Below are 17781 nucleotides of genomic sequence, written 5' to 3' on the forward strand. Positions count from 1 at the left end.
CTGGAGCTGGAATCCCAACTCGGGTGATACGGGCGGTATTTTAAAAGACGATTGGAAAACGGTGAATTGCGAGAAATATCAAAATCTACGTCGTCTGATGAGTTATTGTTCGGGCGATACCAATATTGGAATGGAATCATGTTCAAGCTCCACTCCAACACCTGTTTGCGGTAATGGAACAGTAGAAGCAGGCGAACAATGTGATGATCGTAACACTGTAAGTGGTGATGGTTGTTCTTCCTCTTGCCAAACTGAAACGCCTCCTCCTTCCGCTAACCTGACATGCACCGCCAAAGTTAGAGTAGAAGGCTCTTGGCCAGAGGGATCCAATTATAAAGCTAATATTGTGACCCAAATCACGGTGAATGGGCAGTCGTTGGGAAATAATTTTACGATGAAATATATTAATCCCTCTTATATTAATAAAACCAATGCCTGGGGATGGGATCCTGCTTTAATTTCGGGAGGTATGAGTGGACGCGGAACCTATATTAATTTAAATAACGGGGTAAAAAGCGAGGATCTCGGCATCAGCCTTATAGGTTCATCCAGCGCTCTCAAGCCTCAGCAGGTTTTGATTAACGACACGCTATGTACGATGCAATAATTATTTAAGAGAGGCTAAAATGCGGTCGACCGACGTAAGAGGTGCTCCCGATTGGGTTACAGGCCTGCCCACCACCAGATAATGACTACCATTTTGCATAGCATCACGGGGCGTAACAATACGTTTTTGATCACCGGCAGCATCATCAGGCATGCGGATACCCGGTGTTACCAAACAAAAATCTTTTCCACATTTTTGCGCAATTGCTTTTGTTTCTTGCGCAGAGCACACCACACCATCCAGCTCGGCCTGCTTGGCAAGGCTTGCCAAATGCAACACCTGGTCTTCTACACTTAAAGGAATATTAAGATGCGATAAATTATTCATACTGGTTAAAACAGTGACTCCAAGCAAAATTGGAGCCTTGGTTTTGTTTTTATAGGCCGCTTCACGCGCCGCATCGCGAGCCGCCACCATCATGTCGATACCACCACTGGTATGCACATTAAACATCCACACACCCATTTTGGTACACACTTGGGCGGCTTTAGCGACGGTATTGGGAATGTCATGAAATTTTAAATCGAGAAAAACACGCACATGATGACTCAAAATTTTTTCAACAATCTTTGGACCATGAGCGGAGAAAAGTTCGAACCCCACTTTAAAAGCCACACCCGTTTCTTTAAGACGACGCACCAACTTAAGGGCTTCACCCGAAGAATCGGTATCCAGAGCAATAATTAAGGGGTTATGTTGAGGCATTTTTTATGACAACTTTGAAAAAGTATCTTTCAAAAAATTTTCCACATTCGCCAAAGGCACAATTTGTTTTTCGCCGGTTTTTCGTGTCTTAAATTCCACTTCACCCTTCTCTAACCCTTTACCACCAATAATAAGCTGGTACGGGTATCCAATAAGATCGGCATCGTTAAATTTAACACCGGCACGTTCATCGCGATCATCCAGTACCGCATCAATTTTCAAATCTTTTTGAACATACTGGTAAAATTTTTGGGCCACATCCATCACTTTTGCATCCACCGAAAGACCAATCACCGCAATTTTGTACGGAGCTAGCGCATAGGGCCAAATAATTCCTTTGTCGTCGTGATTTTGTTCAATAGCCGCAGCCGAGGTACGCCCTACTCCAATACCATAACAACCCATTTCAATAATTTGTTCGCTTCCTTTGTCATCTAGAAAAGTTGCTTTTAAAGCTTTTGAATATTTTGTGCCCAAATAAAACACCTGGCCCACTTCAATACCTCTAAAACCTTGCATAGTTCCTTTGTTACACCGCGCACAGGTTTCGCCTTCTTTCGATTCGGCTTTTTCGATGTTGGCTGCGTAATCACACGCTGAACAGCTCACAATGGCATCTTCGCCGCTATCGGCCAGCACCTGAAATTCGTGCGAGAGCGTTCCACCAATGTTGCCGGTAACCGCTTCTACGGCGCGGTAGCTTAAACCACAGCGCGAAAATATTTTTTTATAGGCTTCGTAATAAGTCCAATAACTTTTTTGCGCATCTTCCATGGTGCGGTCAAAGGAGTAACAATCTTTCATGATAAACTCGCGCCCACGCATAAGCCCAAAGCGAGGACGAGTTTCATCTCTAAATTTAGTTTGAATTTGATACAGAGACACCGGCAATTGCCGATAAGAACGTACTTCACGGCGCACCACATCGGTAATAATTTCTTCGTGTGTGGGCCCCAAACAAAATTCGTTATCGTGACGATCTTTTAAGCGTAGTAATTCTTTTCCGTAAATCTGCCAACGCCCCGATTCGCTCCATAATTCGGCAGGCAGCACCATGGGCATCAGCAGTTCCTGTGCTCCCACCGCATTCATTTCTTCACGGATAATTTTTTCAATATTTTGGATTACTTTTAAGCCTAAGGGCAAATAATTATAAATACCAGCCGCTAATTTGCGGATATAACCGGCTTTAAGCATGAGTTTATGGCTCACCACTTCGGCCTCACTGGGCACTTCACGGAGTGTAGGAATAAAAGATTGAGAAAGCTTCATAGTGATTGAAGCTTTACAGAAGGTTTATAAAGATTTCAAGAAGAATGACTAATGGTTTTTATTGGCATAAAAACGGCGTAAACCAACAGGAACACCAATCATCACCATCACAAACATCAGAGACACCAAAGAATCCGGAGCATGGGTTCTTAACTGACAACCCGACTGCGCCAAGCCACCAGAATCGCCACCGCCATCACTTTCATCTGAGGTGGGTTCGCAAGCCCCTGTACCACCACAGGCACTAATGCAACAATCGGGTTCATCGTTCGGTGTAATATCACCGGTTTCAGGATCTGTATTAATATCGGTTGGGTTACCATCAGCATCAAGCAACGGCACACCACCCCGCGTTGTACAGTCATCCTGGCCATCACCATCAAAATCCATATCTTCAATTAAACCGCTGCACGAAATAGTTTCGGTAACACCCGCCTGATCAATAGAATCAGTTTGGCCGGCCGCATTACACTGAAAACCTTCTACTAATGTTTCCTCCTGCACACCTTCCAACTGATAACTGCCGCAGGGTAATACCGTTTTAGCTCCAGTAAAAAAGGTATTAATAGGCTTCACTACAATGTCATAAGTTTTAGCCGGATTTAAACCCCAAATTTTAAAATAACCACAATCACCCAAACATTCACCATCATCATCGGTATAATTATCGGTTCCCAAATCTTCCTGGGCTACATCAGCACCAGAAACCGCTTCAATAGTTTCGCTATCATCGGTGGCAATTGCTTGAACATCCACACAACGTAAAGGCAAACCACGTAAATCAACTAAATTGCCTTCGGCTGCGCATAAAGTATTATCCCAACCATCAGAACCATAAAGCTTAAGAATACCCACTTCATCATCACGGGTTAACGTTACCTGATCTGCCGGATCTACCGATATGGGATACATAGTAGGTAAATCATCACAATCGCCATCCACATCTGCATCGCAATCGTCTTCCAATTCTGCATTAACAACAGAATGGGTTAATCCTAAAAAATGCCCCAATTCGTGGGTAAGTGTAAAATCCAAATCTTCATCCAAAAAATCAACAGCCTCATTTTCACTATTCACGCACTGTTCGTTACCATCATAACAAAGACAATTTAAAAATACTTGTCCATCACTAATGGTATTATCTGCCGTTTCAAAAAAAGTGGGGGCCGCAAAACCCAACACCATGTACTTAGCATCGGCTCCTAAATCATTACTATACAGTTCATCCGTAATATCACCGGTATCATCAAATATCACAGCATTTAAGGTGTCCTGAGCATTTGTTATGCTGTTTCTGGAAACATAAAACTGGGAATAATTGCTTAAATCAATATCATCACCATCCGTATCAACGTCACTATCATCTAAATTTCCCTGTGTAACATCAAATGCTAAATCCACATTTGTTACAGAGGCCCATGCATCGGCAGCATTTTCTAATCTTGTCTTCATGGTGTCATTATCGTAACCAGCACAATCACCGCTTTCCATATCTAAAGAGATACTGGATCCCGACAACCAATGCGCCAGTTCCGCATCGGCATTCACAAAAATAGGACCATTCGCAAAAGCCAAAGGAGTAAAAAGTAAAACTCCCGCAACAAAAATAAATTTTAAAAGTAATTTCATGATGTCCTATTCTATAGCTTGTTTTAAGGCATCTAAGGTAACGTAACTCGACTTCCCATTTACCGAACGGGTTAAAGAGGTGTGCGTTTTAGATTGCGCCAATTTATTTACAAAACCACGGTTTTGGGCATTATCGGGAATTACCCAACGGTTATCTTGATAGGCCATCCCCACCACACCTTGCTCTAAGGCTACAGGGTTAGTAAACCCCTCACGCGACTCACGCGCTAAAAAAATGGTGTACACCGTATCTTTTTTAAATTTGGGAGCCCCAACTAAAGAATTGGCCAGTTGATTAAAACTAACCGTCCCATTGGTGCAATTGCCTTTTAAACATTCCATCACATTAAAAGTATAACGAATAGCCTCTTTACCCGAAACCTCTACACCGGTTTCTACCTGAGAAACCGTTCCCGTAAACACACTTTGAGAAAAACCAGCCAACTCGGCTAGCGATAAATTGCGCATCACAAAGGCATGGGCGGTAAAAGTTAATGAAATAATAAAAAAAGTAAAAATGGACAAAAGAGCTTGTTTTGATTTAGGATTCATAGATTGTTAAGTGTACATGTCACCCCCATCCACTGTCAACAAAGCAGCGGAAAAAATTATGTTTCATTTTAACACACTTTTAAGAGCTTTTATTATTGCCTCTTTTATAACCTTGCCTCTTCCCGGCTGGAGCTTTCCGTTTTTATCCGATCAATCAGCTCCCAGTATCAAGGTAGATCTCATTCCGCAAATTGTACGGTCGGTCTCCATGATTAATCAGTATTACTACGCCAGCTCACGCGTAAAACCGCTTAAAATGTTACAAGAAGGTTTATACAGCCTCTCTAAACGTATCCCCGAATTACTTATTGAATTTCCTGATGAAAACCAAAACAGCTTTAAAGTATCACTTTTAGATAAAACTAAAACATTAAGCTACGATACCCCTCAAAAACTGGCCGATATCTTACAGCCTGTTTCTGATGTTTTTAACTTTATTAACGAAACCTATAAAGGCGATGTAAAATCGGATGATCAGCAGTATGCTTTTATTACCGGTATTTTAAAACCACTCGATCCCCATTCCAATTTACTAACCCCCGACATGTTTAAAGAGTTTCAAACCCAAACATCGGGAGAATACGGCGGCATTGGTATTGTGATTGGTTTAAAAGACGATGATCTTACCGTTATTAGCCCCATCGATAACACCCCCGCACAAAAAGCAGGCGTGAAGGCCGAAGATAAAATTTTGGAAATTGATCACCTTTCCACTGTTAACATGCCCCTTTCGGAAGCCGTAGAACGTTTGCGCGGTAAAGTGAATACAAACGTACTGCTTAAACTGTCGCGCAAAAGTACCGACCCCTGGGAAATTAATCTTACCCGCAAAAAAATTAATATTGAAAGTGTTACCTCTAAAGTAACCACTTTTGGAAACAAAACGATTGGCATCCTCTCCATAAAAAACTTTCAGGAAGATACTTTTATGGATATGGACCAGGAATTAAAAAAGATGAAAGAAACACACAAGCTAGACGGCTTGGTGCTGGATTTACGCAACAACCCGGGTGGCCTGTTAGACCAATCTATTCAGGTAGCCGACCGCTTTTTAGAAAGTGGTGATATTGTGCTATCGGTAGCCGCCGACGACCAAATTGAAAAAGCTCCCGCCACTCCCGATTCGCAAGATGACATTACAACACCCATGGTAGTTTTGGTAAACGAAGGATCAGCATCGGCATCCGAAATTGTATCGGGCGCTTTAAAAAACAATAACCGTGCTTTAGTTGTGGGAAATACAACCTTTGGAAAAGGATCTATACAATCGCTTTACCCACTGCGTGATGGGGCTTCTATTAAACTGACCATTGCGCAATATTTAACACCCGGCAAAGAATCCATTCAGGCTGTGGGTATTACGCCCGATATCCGTTTGTACCCCATGCTTATAGCCGACGACACTTTTGATATTTGGGATGACAAACCGTTTAAAGAAGCTAGTTTTGATGAGCATTTAGAAAACACCAAATATACCAAAGTATCTAAACCAACCTACAATTTGCCCTACCTGCAACTTGAAAAAAAGCAGGAAGAATCGCAATACGTTTCTAAAATAGATGAACAATCCGATTACCCGTTAAGCTTTGCCCTGCGTTTGTTATCGCAATTTAAAACAGCCAATCGCACCACCATGATTCCCGAAGCCAAAAGCGTGGTTGAAATGGAAGAAAAATCTCAAGATAAAGCTATCACCATGGTGCTTGAGAAAAAGGGCATCAACTGGCACACCGATACCGCAAGTGATACTTCTTCAATTAATATAGATGTGAGTTCACGTTTTACAGAAAAAGATACCGGCAAAGAAGTAGCCGAACTAAAAGGTGGGCGCGAATACACCTGGACTATAACAATCAACAACAAAAGCACGGCTATCTCGCGCGTTATTGGCGTGGTAGATTCCGAAAACCCCATCATCAATCAAAAAGAATTTGTTTTTGGTCGCGTAGATGCCTCATCTAAAAAAGAGGCTTCGGTTCACTTTAAGGTTCCGCCCGAAATGATGAATTTTAATGAAAACACCAAAATTTCTCTTTTTTCCGATTCTAAAGATTTGCTTTCTACACGCGTATCCACCGTCTTTAAAGAAAAAGACAAACCGCTTTTTGCCTATAAAGTTAGCTACAAAGACGGCGGAGCCTCAGGTTTGGTTGGTAACGCTAATGGAATTCCCGAAAAAGGTGAAACGGTACGCTTAGACGTAACCATTAAAAATATTTCCAAAACTGTACCCGGCGATGTGATCATGAATTTATCAAACACCAACAGTGAAGATAATGTTAATCTTAAAACAGCCCGTTTGATGCTGGGCGAAATTTTACCCAATGCCGAAAAGCAAGGCTCTCTCGTTTTTTCAATTGGACAAGCCTATAATAAAGACAAGCTGTCACTCACGTTAAGCGCCGTAGATAAAGAAACCAAAGCCGGCTTTGCCGATGACATTACCTTTAACCCGCTCGATTCCAAAAAAGCCCAAATTAATCCTGTTGCCGGTGTTTATGAAATACAGCCCGTTATTACTATTAGTGAAAGTACCCTTCAACCCGGGGGTAAAAAAGTCCACTTAACCGGTACCGTAAGCGACGATCAAAATCTAAAGGATATTACCATTTATGCCGGTGGCAAAAAAGTTTACTACAGTGCTTCGGCCACTGGCAGCACAACGCCAAATTTAACTTTTGAAACCATGGTTCCCTTAGATGAAGGGGCCAACATTCTTACTATTCAGGCCAGAGACGGTCGTAATCTATCGTCTGTCAAAAACCTTTCCTTTATTGGTGAAGCCCCCACTTTATCCGATAATAAAACACCCTAATTCTATATAATCTCTTGTAATATCGAACACATGAAATTGATTGCCTTTTCTGGCCTGGATTGATAAGGAATCCCCTCATTCTTTGAACCCACAACAAACAGGTTCCGGGGATAAAAACCTCTAACGGAGAACTTATATATGTCACAAGCTGTACAAATCGCCCCGGCAAAGGGCAAATTGGGTATTTTACTGGTAGGTTTAGGTGCTGTAGCCACCACTTTTGTAGCCGGTGTAGAAGCCGCTAAAAAAGGAGTTCGTCATCCCATTGGTTCCCTCACTCAAATTGGCCGTATCCGTCTGGGTAAACGTACCGAAAACAAAAACCCTTTAGTAAAAGATTTTGTACCACTTGCCAGCTTAAACGACATTGTATATGGCGCCTGGGACCTTTTCCCCGATACCGGTTATGAAGCTGCCAGTAAGGCCGGCGTTATTCCTAAAGATTTACTCGATCAAATTAAAGATGATCTTTCGGCCATTAAGCCCATGCTTGCTGTGTACGATAAAAACTATGTTCGCAACTTAAACGGCGAAAATATTAAAAAGGAAAAAAACAAATGGGATTTGGCCCAAGCTCTCATTCAAGAAATTGCCGACTTTAAAAAGAAAAATAATTGCGACCGCATGCAAATGATTTGGTGCGGCTCCACCGAAGCGTACTGCACCGTTCAAAACGAGCACAAAAACATTGAAGCGTTTGAAAAAGGTTTAAAAGACAACAGCGCCAACATTCCTCCCAGCCAAATTTACGCCTATGCTGCCATTAAAAGCGGTATTGGTTATGCCAACGGCGCGCCCAACTTAACCGCCGATTGCCCAGCTTTACTTCAACTGGCCGACCTGCATAAAGTACCTCTTTCAGGAAAAGATTTTAAAACCGGACAAACTCTCATGAAAACCATCTTGGCCCCCGGTTTACGCGCCCGCTTTTTAGGGATTGCCGGTTGGTATTCCACCAACATCTTGGGAAACCGTGACGGCGAAGTATTGGATGATCCCGCTAACTTTAAAACCAAAGAAGAATCAAAGTTAGGCGTATTGGATACCATTTTACAACCCCATCTTTACCCGGAACTTTACGAAAAGATGCACCACCAGGTACGCATCAACTACTACCCTCCTCGTGGCGATAATAAAGAAGGTTGGGACAATATTGATATTGTGGGCTGGCTTGGCATGCCCATGCAGATTAAAATCAACTTCTTATGCCGCGATTCTATTTTGGCCGCTCCCTTGGTACTCGATCTTGTTCTTTTCATGGATCTAGCCCAACGCGCCGGCATGAAAGGCATCCAGGAATGGCTGTCATTCTACTATAAATCACCCATGACCAAAGAAGGCCTGTATCCCGAGCACAATCTCTTTATCCAAGAAATGAAGCTTAAAAACACGCTACGTTACTTGATGGGTGAAGAACAAATTACCCATTTGGGGCTTGATTACTATCAATCGTAATCCTTGCCGCCCGCTCTATAATCCTCTACACTCTGCCGGATGAATTCCGTAGCTCGTCTTATTCGTGCATACACCGTTACCTTTCGTATACTCTTGCGCTATTTGGGGCTCTTTTTTATTGCTAAATGGGTAAGCGAAGAAAGATCGTCACTCCTTTTTGACAAAGCCCATCGTAAAACAGCACAAATGATTGTGCGCAACATTCTTATTTTAAAAGGGCTCTACATTAAAATTGGCCAAACCTTGTCTATCATGACCAATTTCCTGCCCAGCTCTATTACTGACGAGCTAGAACAATTACAGGATGCCGTCCCTCCTCATCCCTTTGATGAAGTGAAAGAACGTTTTTTAGCCGATTTTAAAAAAGAACCGCTGGAACTTTTTAAACGCTTTGACGACACACCCATAGCCTCGGCCTCATTGGGACAAGTGCATGTGGCGTATTTAAATGACGGCACTAAACTCGCCGTTAAATTTCAGTACCCTAATATTGATGAGATTGTACGGTCCGATTTAAAAACACTCAAAAGAATTTTTGGTTTATTTAATTTTATTTTTTCGGGATATGGCATCAGCGAAATTTACCAGGAATGTTCCAAAATGATTTTGGAAGAACTCAATTACGAAGCCGAAGGCCGTAATTTGGAACGCATCCGCGATAATTTTAAGGGCGATGAGCGCTATTACTTTCCCAAAGTATATTGGGAACTGTCCTCGCAAAAAATACTCTCGGTGGAATTTGTAGAAGGCGTAAAAGTAACCGATGTCACAAGCTTGGGCGAAAAAGGCATTTCACCGCACGATGTAGCCGTTTCGCTCATTCACTTTTACTGCAAACAAATTTTTGTGGATGGTGTTTATCATGCCGATCCGCATCCGGGAAATATCATTATTAAACCTCACAATGGATCTTACCAAATTGCCATGGTGGATTATGGAGCCACGGCAGGCATTTCGCCCACCATGAAATCGGGAATGACGGTGTTTGTAGAAGGCTTGATTAAGAAAGATACAAAGACGCTCGCTATTGCGCTCAAGCAAATGGGTTTTGTTTCTAAAGGCGATCACGAAGAAACCTTGGATAAAATTGTAGAATATTTTTACAGCAAAATTCGCGGTGTTAAAATCCAGGATTTTAGAAACATCAACATTGGTGATTTTCAGCATTTAAACGATATCATTGAGCTTAAAAAAATGGATATCAGTTTAAAAGAATTAACACGCACCTTTCATGTGCCGCGCGAATGGATTCTTTTAGAAAGAACGTTAATTTTGATGATGGGCTTAACCGCTCATTTAGACCCGCATTTAAACCCCATGGATATTGTGTTACCGTATGTAGAGGAACTGGTATTGGGCAAAGATCAAAAGGTTTCTGACTTGATTGTTCAATCCACCAAAGAACTGTTAATTTCTTACATCAATTTACCAACAGAAATTAGCAAAGTTCTTAAAAAATTAAACGAGGGCAAACTCACCATTCAAACCAAAGTTCAAAAGCAACATACCGAGAGAATTTACCAGGGCATTCATCAGCTCATTTACACCCTTCTTCTTACTTCATCGGTATCCATGGGATATTTAATGAGCAAAGATGGAAACGCCGAATGGGCTTCGCATTTAAAAGTTGTGAGCACCATTTTAGCCACACTTTTATTTGTGAGCTTATTTAAAAATAGGCAATAACCCCACTTTTATAATAACTTGACGTTTTTTATAATTTTCTTTAGCTTTCAAAAACATAGATGAAAATCCACGCTACAAACTGCCAAAAAATTTTAGCTTTATTTGCAGAACTAAGGTTGCTTTCTTTTTCTGAAACTCAAACCTTACTCGCTGTATTTGATACTTCTTTTCCTTTTAAAGAAGCACTTTCGAATGCTGATTCTATTCATGCCCATGTCCGTGTTGATAATACGCAATCCTTGCCCCAAACAGCTATTTTAGCTGCTGGCGCTCAAGTCCAAAATAAAATACAAGGATATGTAAAATATCTTTTTCCCGAAGGAATCAACATGATCTTTTCTTCCATTACGATTGCCGAAGATGATCTATTACTTACCCCAACAGGCTCGCGCCCTTTTTTGGATCATATAGGAATTGATATTCGCGATAAAAACGAGCTTTCACAAAAAATAATTGAAAAAGTTCCGCTGGATGCGATGAAACGCGGATGGAAACATGTACATCAAGGAGAAACAGAAAAACCTGTTTATTGCTGCCATGCAGAGGTGGCTCAAAAAGATTGGATTTATCCTCCTTTGTCGGACTCTTTATGGAAATATCCCATCGAATTTGCTTATGGCCCGCTCATTCTTCATGAAAATAAAATGGGTTGCGACTTACGCCCTATCAACCCAGACCATAAGCTTTTGCTTAAAACAATAGAATGTGCAGAAGCAAAAAAAAACAACATCCCTTGTTGTAATTAACATTATGGATAACGAAATTAAATATCAACCACCTAAACCAAAATCCAATATAGGCAAAATCATTTTTAAAACGATATTCATTGGTTTATCAGTTGGCGTAGCTATCATAATCCTTTTTTTTGGTTTTCTAATTGCAATATGCAGTACGTAAACAACTTATGTCCTCTATCATTCACCGTATTAAAACTGGGTTTCACCGAGATCTTCTTCAAAATCCAGAAACACATGCCTGGGTCCTCAATCTTTACCGCGCCGGCGAAGGTTACCCACAGCATGCTAACGATTATTTCCCATACGAACATTTTGAAGATAAAAAAATAACCAACCAACTTAAAACCCATGCTCAGGAAGAAAAGAAACATGAGGCTTTCTTTACAAAATTAATCCGAGACATGGGGGAACCTCTTCTCGAATTTAAAGGACCGGATATTTTTAATTATGCTGTTAAAAACTTTACACCGATAAATTTTAAAATTGAAATAGCGGATTCTACAGAAACCAAACGTCTCAAGCTGGCGCATTTTTTGATTCATGCCCATTTTTTAGAAAAAAGAGTTGCACAGTCTCTCCTATATCATCAGGAAGCCTGTAACCATGAGGGAAAACAAAAAATTGCCGAAACAATAAACCTTATTTATCAAGATGAATTAAACCATGTAAAACTGACATGGAACCTAGCCACAGAACTTCTGGCTAACGCGGAACTGGAAACATTTAAAGCGTTACACCAAAAAGCTGAAGCCAAAGCAAACCTAAGTTTTTCCCAACATCAAGTACGTCAATTTATAAGACTTAAAACAAACGGCCTTAGCCGTTACCGCCGCGCCTGTTATATGGTTTATTCTCAACTCATGAATATGGCGGTACCTTATGCTTAAAACCCAAATTTTTAATAATACAAGCTTGGAAGAGACTTTAAATAAACTTCAATCCACTTTACTTTCCAAAAATGCCGAACATCTTTTAAAGGAATTTAAATTACAACCTACAGCCAAATTACTTAAATCTACATTAAGCCTTTGTCCTAGTTGTCTTGACTATAGTGAAGCTGTGGTCTTTTCTTATTTAGGAAAAGTTTTTAAAAAAACGAAATGTGCAACACATGGCCTTAGCGAAAGCATTATTGAAAACGATGAGAATTTTTACTTTCTTTCCAATAAAGACCGCTGGGGCCGTTGCTTTGATTGGAAAAATGTTTTTACAATCCCTCAAGGGGATTGTTGCAATGGAGGGAGCTGTACTACAGAAAAACAATCCGCGCCTCTATCCCCTTTTTACATTAATCAAACACAAAACAAAACCTGTACTGTACTTGTGGAAGTCACAAATGCATGCAATCTGTCCTGTAGGGTATGCTATTCGCACGCTGAGGGAGACAAGATTTTACCCACACATCTTTTTAAAGAATATCTCAGCGAGCTTCTTAAAAGCAAAGGAACACTTGATTCTATACAACTAACAGGAGGCGAAGCCCTCCTTCATCCTCAATTTTGGGATTTATTAGATTGGTGCTATTCGCTTCCATCAATAAAAAAAATATATTTACCAACTAACGGAATTCTCCTGGCCCAATCTCAAGTTATTCAAAAGCTGATCCCCTATCGCCATAAAATGATGGTGTTGCTTCAGTTTGACAGCTTACGAGCAGAGGCTAATCAGTCCATCCGCCAGGCTAGTCCTGTGGCCTTGCGACTACGTGTTATTGCCGAGTGCGCCAAAGCTCATATACCAATGCAACTCACTATGACTATTACTCAAGACGTTAATGATGATGATATTGGATCAGTTATTGATGCTGGAATCAAGCACCGTAATATTAAAGTTGTGGCTTTTCAACCGGCCACCTATTCGGGCCGTTACCATTTAAACCCTTCCCCTGTAAACCGAACCACTCTTTCTGATGTTATTAAGGCAGTTCAGCTACAATCTAATCTCAAAGTTAAAAACAGTGATTTTATTCCTATACCATGTAGCCATCCTAATTGTGGTTGGATTACTCTCTTTATCCGTAAAGGATTTTGGATTAAAAATATCCTTCCGTATGTTAATTTGGAACAAATCATCAACCAAGTTACTAACAAAACTCTTTTATCAACAGAGGAGTTAAAATCTGTTGTAGGCACACGCCATTCTGGACTCACCAAAAAAATAATGGGCTGGCTAGGCAAAAAAATAATTAAGTCTACCGATATTTTTACTCTGGCTATTAAGCCTTTTATGGACCGTTACACTTATGATTTAGACCGTATCTCCAATTGTTGTCATCATACCCTGGACACTAAAGGCAAACTGGTTTCTTTTTGCGAATACAACGCTCTCCACAGACCTCAAGACCCGTGGACACATTTGGATACCATCCCAGTATGATAAAAAACGCGCTCATCATTTTTTCTATTTTACCTTTTGCATATTTTGCATGGAAGGATACTATTTTTCATCTTAAAGGTAGAGCTGTAACAAGAACAGAGCATGTTATTCATTTTATATTAGGATTTATTTTAGCCACTTTGTTTGTTAGTTCCTATCGTGGTCATTGGGGGAAATGGCTTATTGCCTCTTTCATCTTGTTTATAGTGGGCTCTTTGGATGAATTTATTTTTCATAAAGAGCTACCCCTGCAGGAATCAGACTGGCATGCTAAAGAGCACTGGTCTTTACTCTTATATATGATTACCTGTATAGGCATGATGGCTTGGGAATTCCAGCCAAACTGGTTTCACTTTTTAAGGCATGGTTTGTAATGCAACAAAAACTCATTGTTCTCACTTATTTTATCCCCGTTTTAACAGCACTAGCATTAAGTCTTTTTTTCCCCACCGCGCGTCATTATACAGACCCCGCCGAAAAGAAAAAATATTACATCCTTCTAGTTGTAACCTTATGCGGCGCAGTTATTGGGGGAAAACTTTCATTATGGATGGGAGATTATTTTTGGCCTATTCATCCGCTAAGCGTTCACGAACTCATTTATTCCGGCCGTTCTATTACCGGAGCTTTAATTGTAGGGCACTTAGCATCAGCCTGCGCTAAACCTTTGCTAAATTATAAAATGCCCCCCAACAACAGACTGGCTATGATTATCCCTTTTTCTATAGCGCAAGGGCGCGTAGGCTGTTGGCTTTCGGGATGCTGCCTAGGACTTCCCTATCAAGGCTTTTGGACCATGAGCTATCAAGATAACATACCCCGCTTTCCAATTGCACAATTTGAAATTATTTTTCAACTTAGCGTGGGAATTTTCTTTATCTACTGTGTTAAAAAAAATATTTTAGAGGGGCGTCTTTTTTCGCTGTATCTCTTTTTGTATGGAATTTTTCGTTTTCTATCAGAACCATTACGGGCAACCCCAAAAATAGAGGGCGTAATCTCGGTATACCAAATATTGGCTTTAGTCATGATTGCTATTGGCGGCCTAGAGCTTTACTGGTGCTCGCGTCAAACTCTTCATAAGATACAACCCCTTTAAGACCTTTTAACAAATGGGTACGCTAGCTGTTTCAAAAAACTATCTGGCACTTCCTCTGGAACTCCAAGTGCAAGCGGAGCTTTATTATTAGGAAGATAATAAGTCCCAAAAAGAAAATCATAAAAAGAGAAAAGCCCTGCAAAATTGCAATTCCGTTGATTTGAGTTGGAAAAAGCGTGGTGCCATCGATGAAAATCGGGTGTAGCCAAAAAGAATCGTAACGGCCCCAAATTACATTTGAGGTTGGCATGCAAGAAAAGAGTATGAAGTAAAAAAATAGGTCCTAAGGCAAAAAAAACACTGATCTTAAAGCCCAGCAAAAGAATCACCACACCAATCATAGTATTATCAAGCACATCATCAACCGGATGCAAACGAGCAGCGGCCAGCCAATCGAGATTTTTAGGACTGTGATGAATAAGGTGAAATTTCCACAAAAAATTCTTGTGGCGCAAACGATGGCTCCAATACCCAATAAAATCGGCAATCAGCAACGCTTCTACCACTTGAAGAATAAAGCTCTGGTTATAAAGATGAAAAATCGAGATTTTTTCCAACAGTTTTATTAAGGGAATAGCAGGTTCAACATAAAGGATATGTATAGATAAAAAACCAATCAGTCCAAAAGTGGCCACACGGGTGAAACTTCCCGTCACTAGAGGCGTTAAAAGCCAATAAAACCAGTCTAGTCTACGTTCCTTGTTAAAAACAGGAACAAGGGAAGCTACTGGGTACTTTAGTTGAAGCTGATGTATTAAAAAGCCTAGTATACAAAAACCGCTATAGACAATAAAAAGAGATTCCATATTGCCTTACATCCTTGTTTTATTTAGAAAATAGAAGTATAACTTTTTCACCTTTTATAATGAAACACTTTTTATAAATTTTTATGCAATCCAAAAATCCTTCCGAATCGCGTGTTGAAATGACCGAATTGGTTCTGCCCGAACATACCAATGCCTTAGGCACCATCTTTGGTGGGCAAATTATGGCCTGGATTGATACGGCTGCGGCCATTTGCGCTTTTAGACACTGCCGCAGCATGTGTGTGACGGCCTCTATGGATGCGCTAGATTTTATTAACCCAGTTAAACTGGGGCATATTGTTATTTTAAACGCCAATATCAATTTTACCGGAAAAACCTCTATGGAAATTGGGGTCAAAGTAACTTCTGAAAATCCGCTCACCGGTCAAAAAAGCCATACCGCCAGTTCCTATCTCACTTTTGTAGCTATTGATGGCAATGGCAACGCTATTCCGGTGCCTCCGGTAAACCCGCAAACCGAGCAGGAAAAAAAGTGGTTTGAAGAAGGCAAAGCCCGCCGCGCAGCCAGGCTCGCTTTAAAGGCTACTAAAAAATAATGTTTGCCCGGCCCAAACGCAAAAACACTCTCATCACTGTCATCTTACTTTCCGTTTTGCTGCATCTCATATTTTTGTTTTTTTTATTATTAGGCATGAAACAGTGGGCTAATCGTAGAAGCGATACAAAAGAAAAAGAAGCTATTTGGGTAAAATTAAAACCAGAAAAACCTATTGTTGATATTCCCAAACCACAAAAAGAAGAAAAACCGCAAAACCCAACGGCCGAGGGTTTATATAACCAAAATGCTCCCGAAGAAACTGTAGCCATGCCCACACCTGCCCCACAAGCACCACCCACACCGCCGCCACCTAAACCCCAGGCCAAGCCGGAGCCTAAAAAGGAAAACACGATCAATCCCGAAAAAAAGGAAGATACCTCCCAAAAATTTAAGGAACTCTATGGCGAAAAATCTCCGGATATTAAGCCGCCCGTAACAAGTGGCAACTTAAATGAATTTGTCGATTCTATTAAGGTAGGTAACAAAACTTATTTAAGTGTAGAGGCTAACCCGCAAATTGGTTATTTTGTACAACTTAAACGCAAATTTCAGCTAGGTTTTAATCCCACGTCGGTATTACGCCCTCTCATGGCTCAAATTAATACCAGTTCTCTAAGGGTAACTTTGGGTGTGTCTATTGATGCTAGAGGCAATTTAGCCGATGTAAAAGTAATTACTCCCTCGCCGTTTCCAAGTTACGATCAAGAGTGTATTCAAACCGTAAAACGGGCCTCCCCTTTTACCTCACCCCCGCCCAATTTATTAGATACGGGCGGTACGCTGAATACCTATTTTAGTTTTACGGTGCATATGCGATGAACAGCTAGGAACGACCTTCTTTAATGACGAGTAACTCACGTAAAACAGCTAAATCTTTTGGCCGCGACATGCATTTTTTGGCAGCAATAAGTGCATCCAAACCCAAAACTTGTACCGGCAAACCAAACACTTCATAGGCTTCGGCATCTTTTTTGGTAGCCTCAAACCCTCCTACGCCGCTAATCTCCCCTAAAATATCCAAAATTCCCAAGTCGGTTGTGAGATACAAATTTTTAATATTTTTTAAATCGGAAGGATGCTCCAAAAAAGAAAGTTTTTGTGGAGTCATGCGATGCTTAGGATGATAAGGGGCTAAAGCTTGACGCAATTTTTCCAAATTTGATTCAGCCATACTGACGCAGATATCGACATCATGGGTAATTTGTCCCACACCATGTAAAACAGCAGCAAATCCACCTACCACAACATAGTCGATATTTGCACCGTTAAGTACTGTTAGCAGCTCTTTAAATCTGCTCTCCATATTTTTTTGCTTTTTTAAGCTCCTGTATTAAATCGAGTGCCGCCTCTAAACGAAGCACTCTTTCGGTAGGAGTCTGAGATAAATTATCTTCAATAATACTCAAATCAATTCCATAATTAACGGCGTCTTGTTGGATGGGCGTGAGCTTTTTATCCATGAGGCATTTTAAAAAAATAAGAA

18 protein-coding genes are annotated in these 17781 nt (G+C 40.8%); 11 read left to right on the top strand and 7 right to left on the bottom strand.

Features of this window, described 5'->3' with window-relative positions:
* Positions 1–607: hypothetical protein (locus tag K1X76_08835; GenBank protein MBX7149180.1), on the top strand; the 607-nt coding region annotated here is incomplete at its 5' end.
* Here the strand turns inward: K1X76_08835 and pyrF are convergent.
* From pyrF to K1X76_08855, 4 genes are read right to left on the bottom strand one after another with little or no spacing between them, the layout of a single operon-like run.
* Complete coding sequence (gene pyrF, locus K1X76_08840) at positions 608–1312, bottom strand: orotidine-5'-phosphate decarboxylase (protein ID MBX7149181.1); 705 nt, start codon at positions 1310–1312, stop codon at positions 608–610. It abuts the gene before it with no gap.
* 3 nt (positions 1313–1315) lie between these two features.
* The gene (gene proS / locus K1X76_08845; protein MBX7149182.1) at positions 1316–2584 is read right to left on the bottom strand and encodes a proline--tRNA ligase; all 1269 of its coding nucleotides are present in this window, start codon (positions 2582–2584) and stop codon (positions 1316–1318) included.
* Positions 2585–2632: 48 nt separating this feature from the next.
* Entirely contained in the window at positions 2633–4213 is a 1581-nt protein-coding gene (locus K1X76_08850; protein MBX7149183.1) for a hypothetical protein, read from the bottom strand.
* A gap of 6 nt (positions 4214–4219) precedes the next feature.
* Positions 4220–4765 (bottom strand): hypothetical protein, encoded by a 546-nt coding sequence (locus tag K1X76_08855; protein ID MBX7149184.1) that lies wholly within the window; start codon positions 4763–4765, stop codon positions 4220–4222.
* Between the two features lie 58 nt (positions 4766–4823).
* Here K1X76_08855 and K1X76_08860 point away from each other — a divergent pair, with 58 nt between their 5' ends.
* The 8 genes from K1X76_08860 to K1X76_08895 all read left to right on the top strand — a co-directional run bounded on the left by K1X76_08860 (position 4824) and on the right by K1X76_08895 (position 14933).
* A complete protein-coding gene (locus K1X76_08860; protein ID MBX7149185.1) occupies positions 4824–7580 on the top strand; it encodes a S41 family peptidase in 2757 nt (918 codons plus the stop codon).
* 138 nt (positions 7581–7718) lie between these two features.
* A complete protein-coding gene (locus K1X76_08865; protein ID MBX7149186.1) occupies positions 7719–9035 on the top strand; it encodes an inositol-3-phosphate synthase in 1317 nt (438 codons plus the stop codon).
* Positions 9036–9074: 39 nt separating this feature from the next.
* Positions 9075–10721, top strand: a complete 1647-nt coding sequence (locus tag K1X76_08870; protein MBX7149187.1) for a hypothetical protein — start codon at positions 9075–9077, stop codon at positions 10719–10721.
* 59 nt (positions 10722–10780) lie between these two features.
* Complete coding sequence (locus K1X76_08875; protein ID MBX7149188.1) at positions 10781–11467, top strand: hypothetical protein; 687 nt, start codon at positions 10781–10783, stop codon at positions 11465–11467.
* Between the two features lie 158 nt (positions 11468–11625).
* A complete protein-coding gene (locus K1X76_08880; GenBank protein ID MBX7149189.1) occupies positions 11626–12345 on the top strand; it encodes a hypothetical protein in 720 nt (239 codons plus the stop codon).
* Positions 12338–13834: a radical SAM protein gene (locus K1X76_08885; protein MBX7149190.1), complete on the top strand. Its 1497-nt coding sequence runs from the start codon at positions 12338–12340 to the stop codon at positions 13832–13834. The genes K1X76_08880 and K1X76_08885 overlap by 8 nt, the downstream gene beginning before the upstream one ends.
* Positions 13831–14208: a hypothetical protein gene (locus tag K1X76_08890; protein ID MBX7149191.1), complete on the top strand. Its 378-nt coding sequence runs from the start codon at positions 13831–13833 to the stop codon at positions 14206–14208. The genes K1X76_08885 and K1X76_08890 overlap by 4 nt, the downstream gene beginning before the upstream one ends.
* Positions 14208–14933, top strand: a complete 726-nt coding sequence (locus K1X76_08895) for a prolipoprotein diacylglyceryl transferase (GenBank protein ID MBX7149192.1) — start codon at positions 14208–14210, stop codon at positions 14931–14933. Before K1X76_08890 ends, K1X76_08895 begins: the two co-directional genes overlap by 1 nt.
* Here the strand turns inward: K1X76_08895 and K1X76_08900 are convergent.
* Positions 14930–15739 (bottom strand): sterol desaturase family protein, encoded by an 810-nt coding sequence (locus K1X76_08900; GenBank protein MBX7149193.1) that lies wholly within the window; start codon positions 15737–15739, stop codon positions 14930–14932. The genes K1X76_08895 and K1X76_08900 overlap by 4 nt on opposite strands.
* A 119-nt stretch (positions 15740–15858) precedes the next feature.
* On the opposite strand from K1X76_08900, the gene K1X76_08905 reads away from it, so the two are divergent.
* Positions 15859–16296 (top strand): acyl-CoA thioesterase, encoded by a 438-nt coding sequence (locus K1X76_08905; protein ID MBX7149194.1) that lies wholly within the window; start codon positions 15859–15861, stop codon positions 16294–16296.
* Between the two features lie 95 nt (positions 16297–16391).
* Positions 16392–17117: an energy transducer TonB gene (locus K1X76_08910; protein MBX7149195.1), complete on the top strand. Its 726-nt coding sequence runs from the start codon at positions 16392–16394 to the stop codon at positions 17115–17117.
* Between the two features lie 4 nt (positions 17118–17121).
* Here the strand turns inward: K1X76_08910 and K1X76_08915 are convergent, their stop codons facing one another.
* Complete coding sequence (locus K1X76_08915) at positions 17122–17601, bottom strand: nucleotidyltransferase (GenBank protein MBX7149196.1); 480 nt, start codon at positions 17599–17601, stop codon at positions 17122–17124.
* A complete protein-coding gene (locus tag K1X76_08920; GenBank protein ID MBX7149197.1) occupies positions 17585–17758 on the bottom strand; it encodes a hypothetical protein in 174 nt (57 codons plus the stop codon). The genes K1X76_08915 and K1X76_08920 overlap by 17 nt, the downstream gene beginning before the upstream one ends.
* Between the last annotated feature and the right edge of the window lie 23 nt (positions 17759–17781).

This window comes from bacterium (assembly GCA_019695305.1).
GTDB lineage: Bacteria > UBA10199 > UBA10199 > UBA10199 > JAIBAG01 > JAIBAG01.

What these genes read in the sequence shown, in the direction of transcription:
- K1X76_08880 (MBX7149189.1), top strand. Translation starts at nt 11,626, where the DNA reads ATGTCCTCTATCATTCACCGTATTAAAACTGGGTTTCACCGAGATCTT.
- K1X76_08875 (MBX7149188.1), top strand. Translation starts at nt 10,781, where the DNA reads ATGAAAATCCACGCTACAAACTGCCAAAAAATTTTAGCTTTATTTGCA.
- K1X76_08885 (MBX7149190.1), top strand. Translation starts at nt 12,338, where the DNA reads ATGCTTAAAACCCAAATTTTTAATAATACAAGCTTGGAAGAGACTTTA.
- K1X76_08900 (MBX7149193.1), bottom strand. Translation starts at nt 15,739, where the DNA reads ATGGAATCTCTTTTTATTGTCTATAGCGGTTTTTGTATACTAGGCTTT.
- K1X76_08865 (MBX7149186.1), top strand. Translation starts at nt 7,719, where the DNA reads ATGTCACAAGCTGTACAAATCGCCCCGGCAAAGGGCAAATTGGGTATT.
- K1X76_08910 (MBX7149195.1), top strand. Translation starts at nt 16,392, where the DNA reads ATGAAACAGTGGGCTAATCGTAGAAGCGATACAAAAGAAAAAGAAGCT.
- K1X76_08860 (MBX7149185.1), top strand. Translation starts at nt 4,824, where the DNA reads ATGTTTCATTTTAACACACTTTTAAGAGCTTTTATTATTGCCTCTTTT.
- K1X76_08855 (MBX7149184.1), bottom strand. Translation starts at nt 4,765, where the DNA reads ATGAATCCTAAATCAAAACAAGCTCTTTTGTCCATTTTTACTTTTTTT.
- proS (MBX7149182.1), bottom strand. Translation starts at nt 2,584, where the DNA reads ATGAAGCTTTCTCAATCTTTTATTCCTACACTCCGTGAAGTGCCCAGT.
- K1X76_08870 (MBX7149187.1), top strand. Translation starts at nt 9,075, where the DNA reads ATGAATTCCGTAGCTCGTCTTATTCGTGCATACACCGTTACCTTTCGT.
- K1X76_08915 (MBX7149196.1), bottom strand. Translation starts at nt 17,601, where the DNA reads ATGGAGAGCAGATTTAAAGAGCTGCTAACAGTACTTAACGGTGCAAAT.
- K1X76_08850 (MBX7149183.1), bottom strand. Translation starts at nt 4,213, where the DNA reads ATGAAATTACTTTTAAAATTTATTTTTGTTGCGGGAGTTTTACTTTTT.
- K1X76_08890 (MBX7149191.1), top strand. Translation starts at nt 13,831, where the DNA reads ATGATAAAAAACGCGCTCATCATTTTTTCTATTTTACCTTTTGCATAT.
- K1X76_08895 (MBX7149192.1), top strand. Translation starts at nt 14,208, where the DNA reads ATGCAACAAAAACTCATTGTTCTCACTTATTTTATCCCCGTTTTAACA.
- K1X76_08905 (MBX7149194.1), top strand. Translation starts at nt 15,859, where the DNA reads ATGACCGAATTGGTTCTGCCCGAACATACCAATGCCTTAGGCACCATC.
- K1X76_08920 (MBX7149197.1), bottom strand. Translation starts at nt 17,758, where the DNA reads ATGGATAAAAAGCTCACGCCCATCCAACAAGACGCCGTTAATTATGGA.
- pyrF (MBX7149181.1), bottom strand. Translation starts at nt 1,312, where the DNA reads ATGCCTCAACATAACCCCTTAATTATTGCTCTGGATACCGATTCTTCG.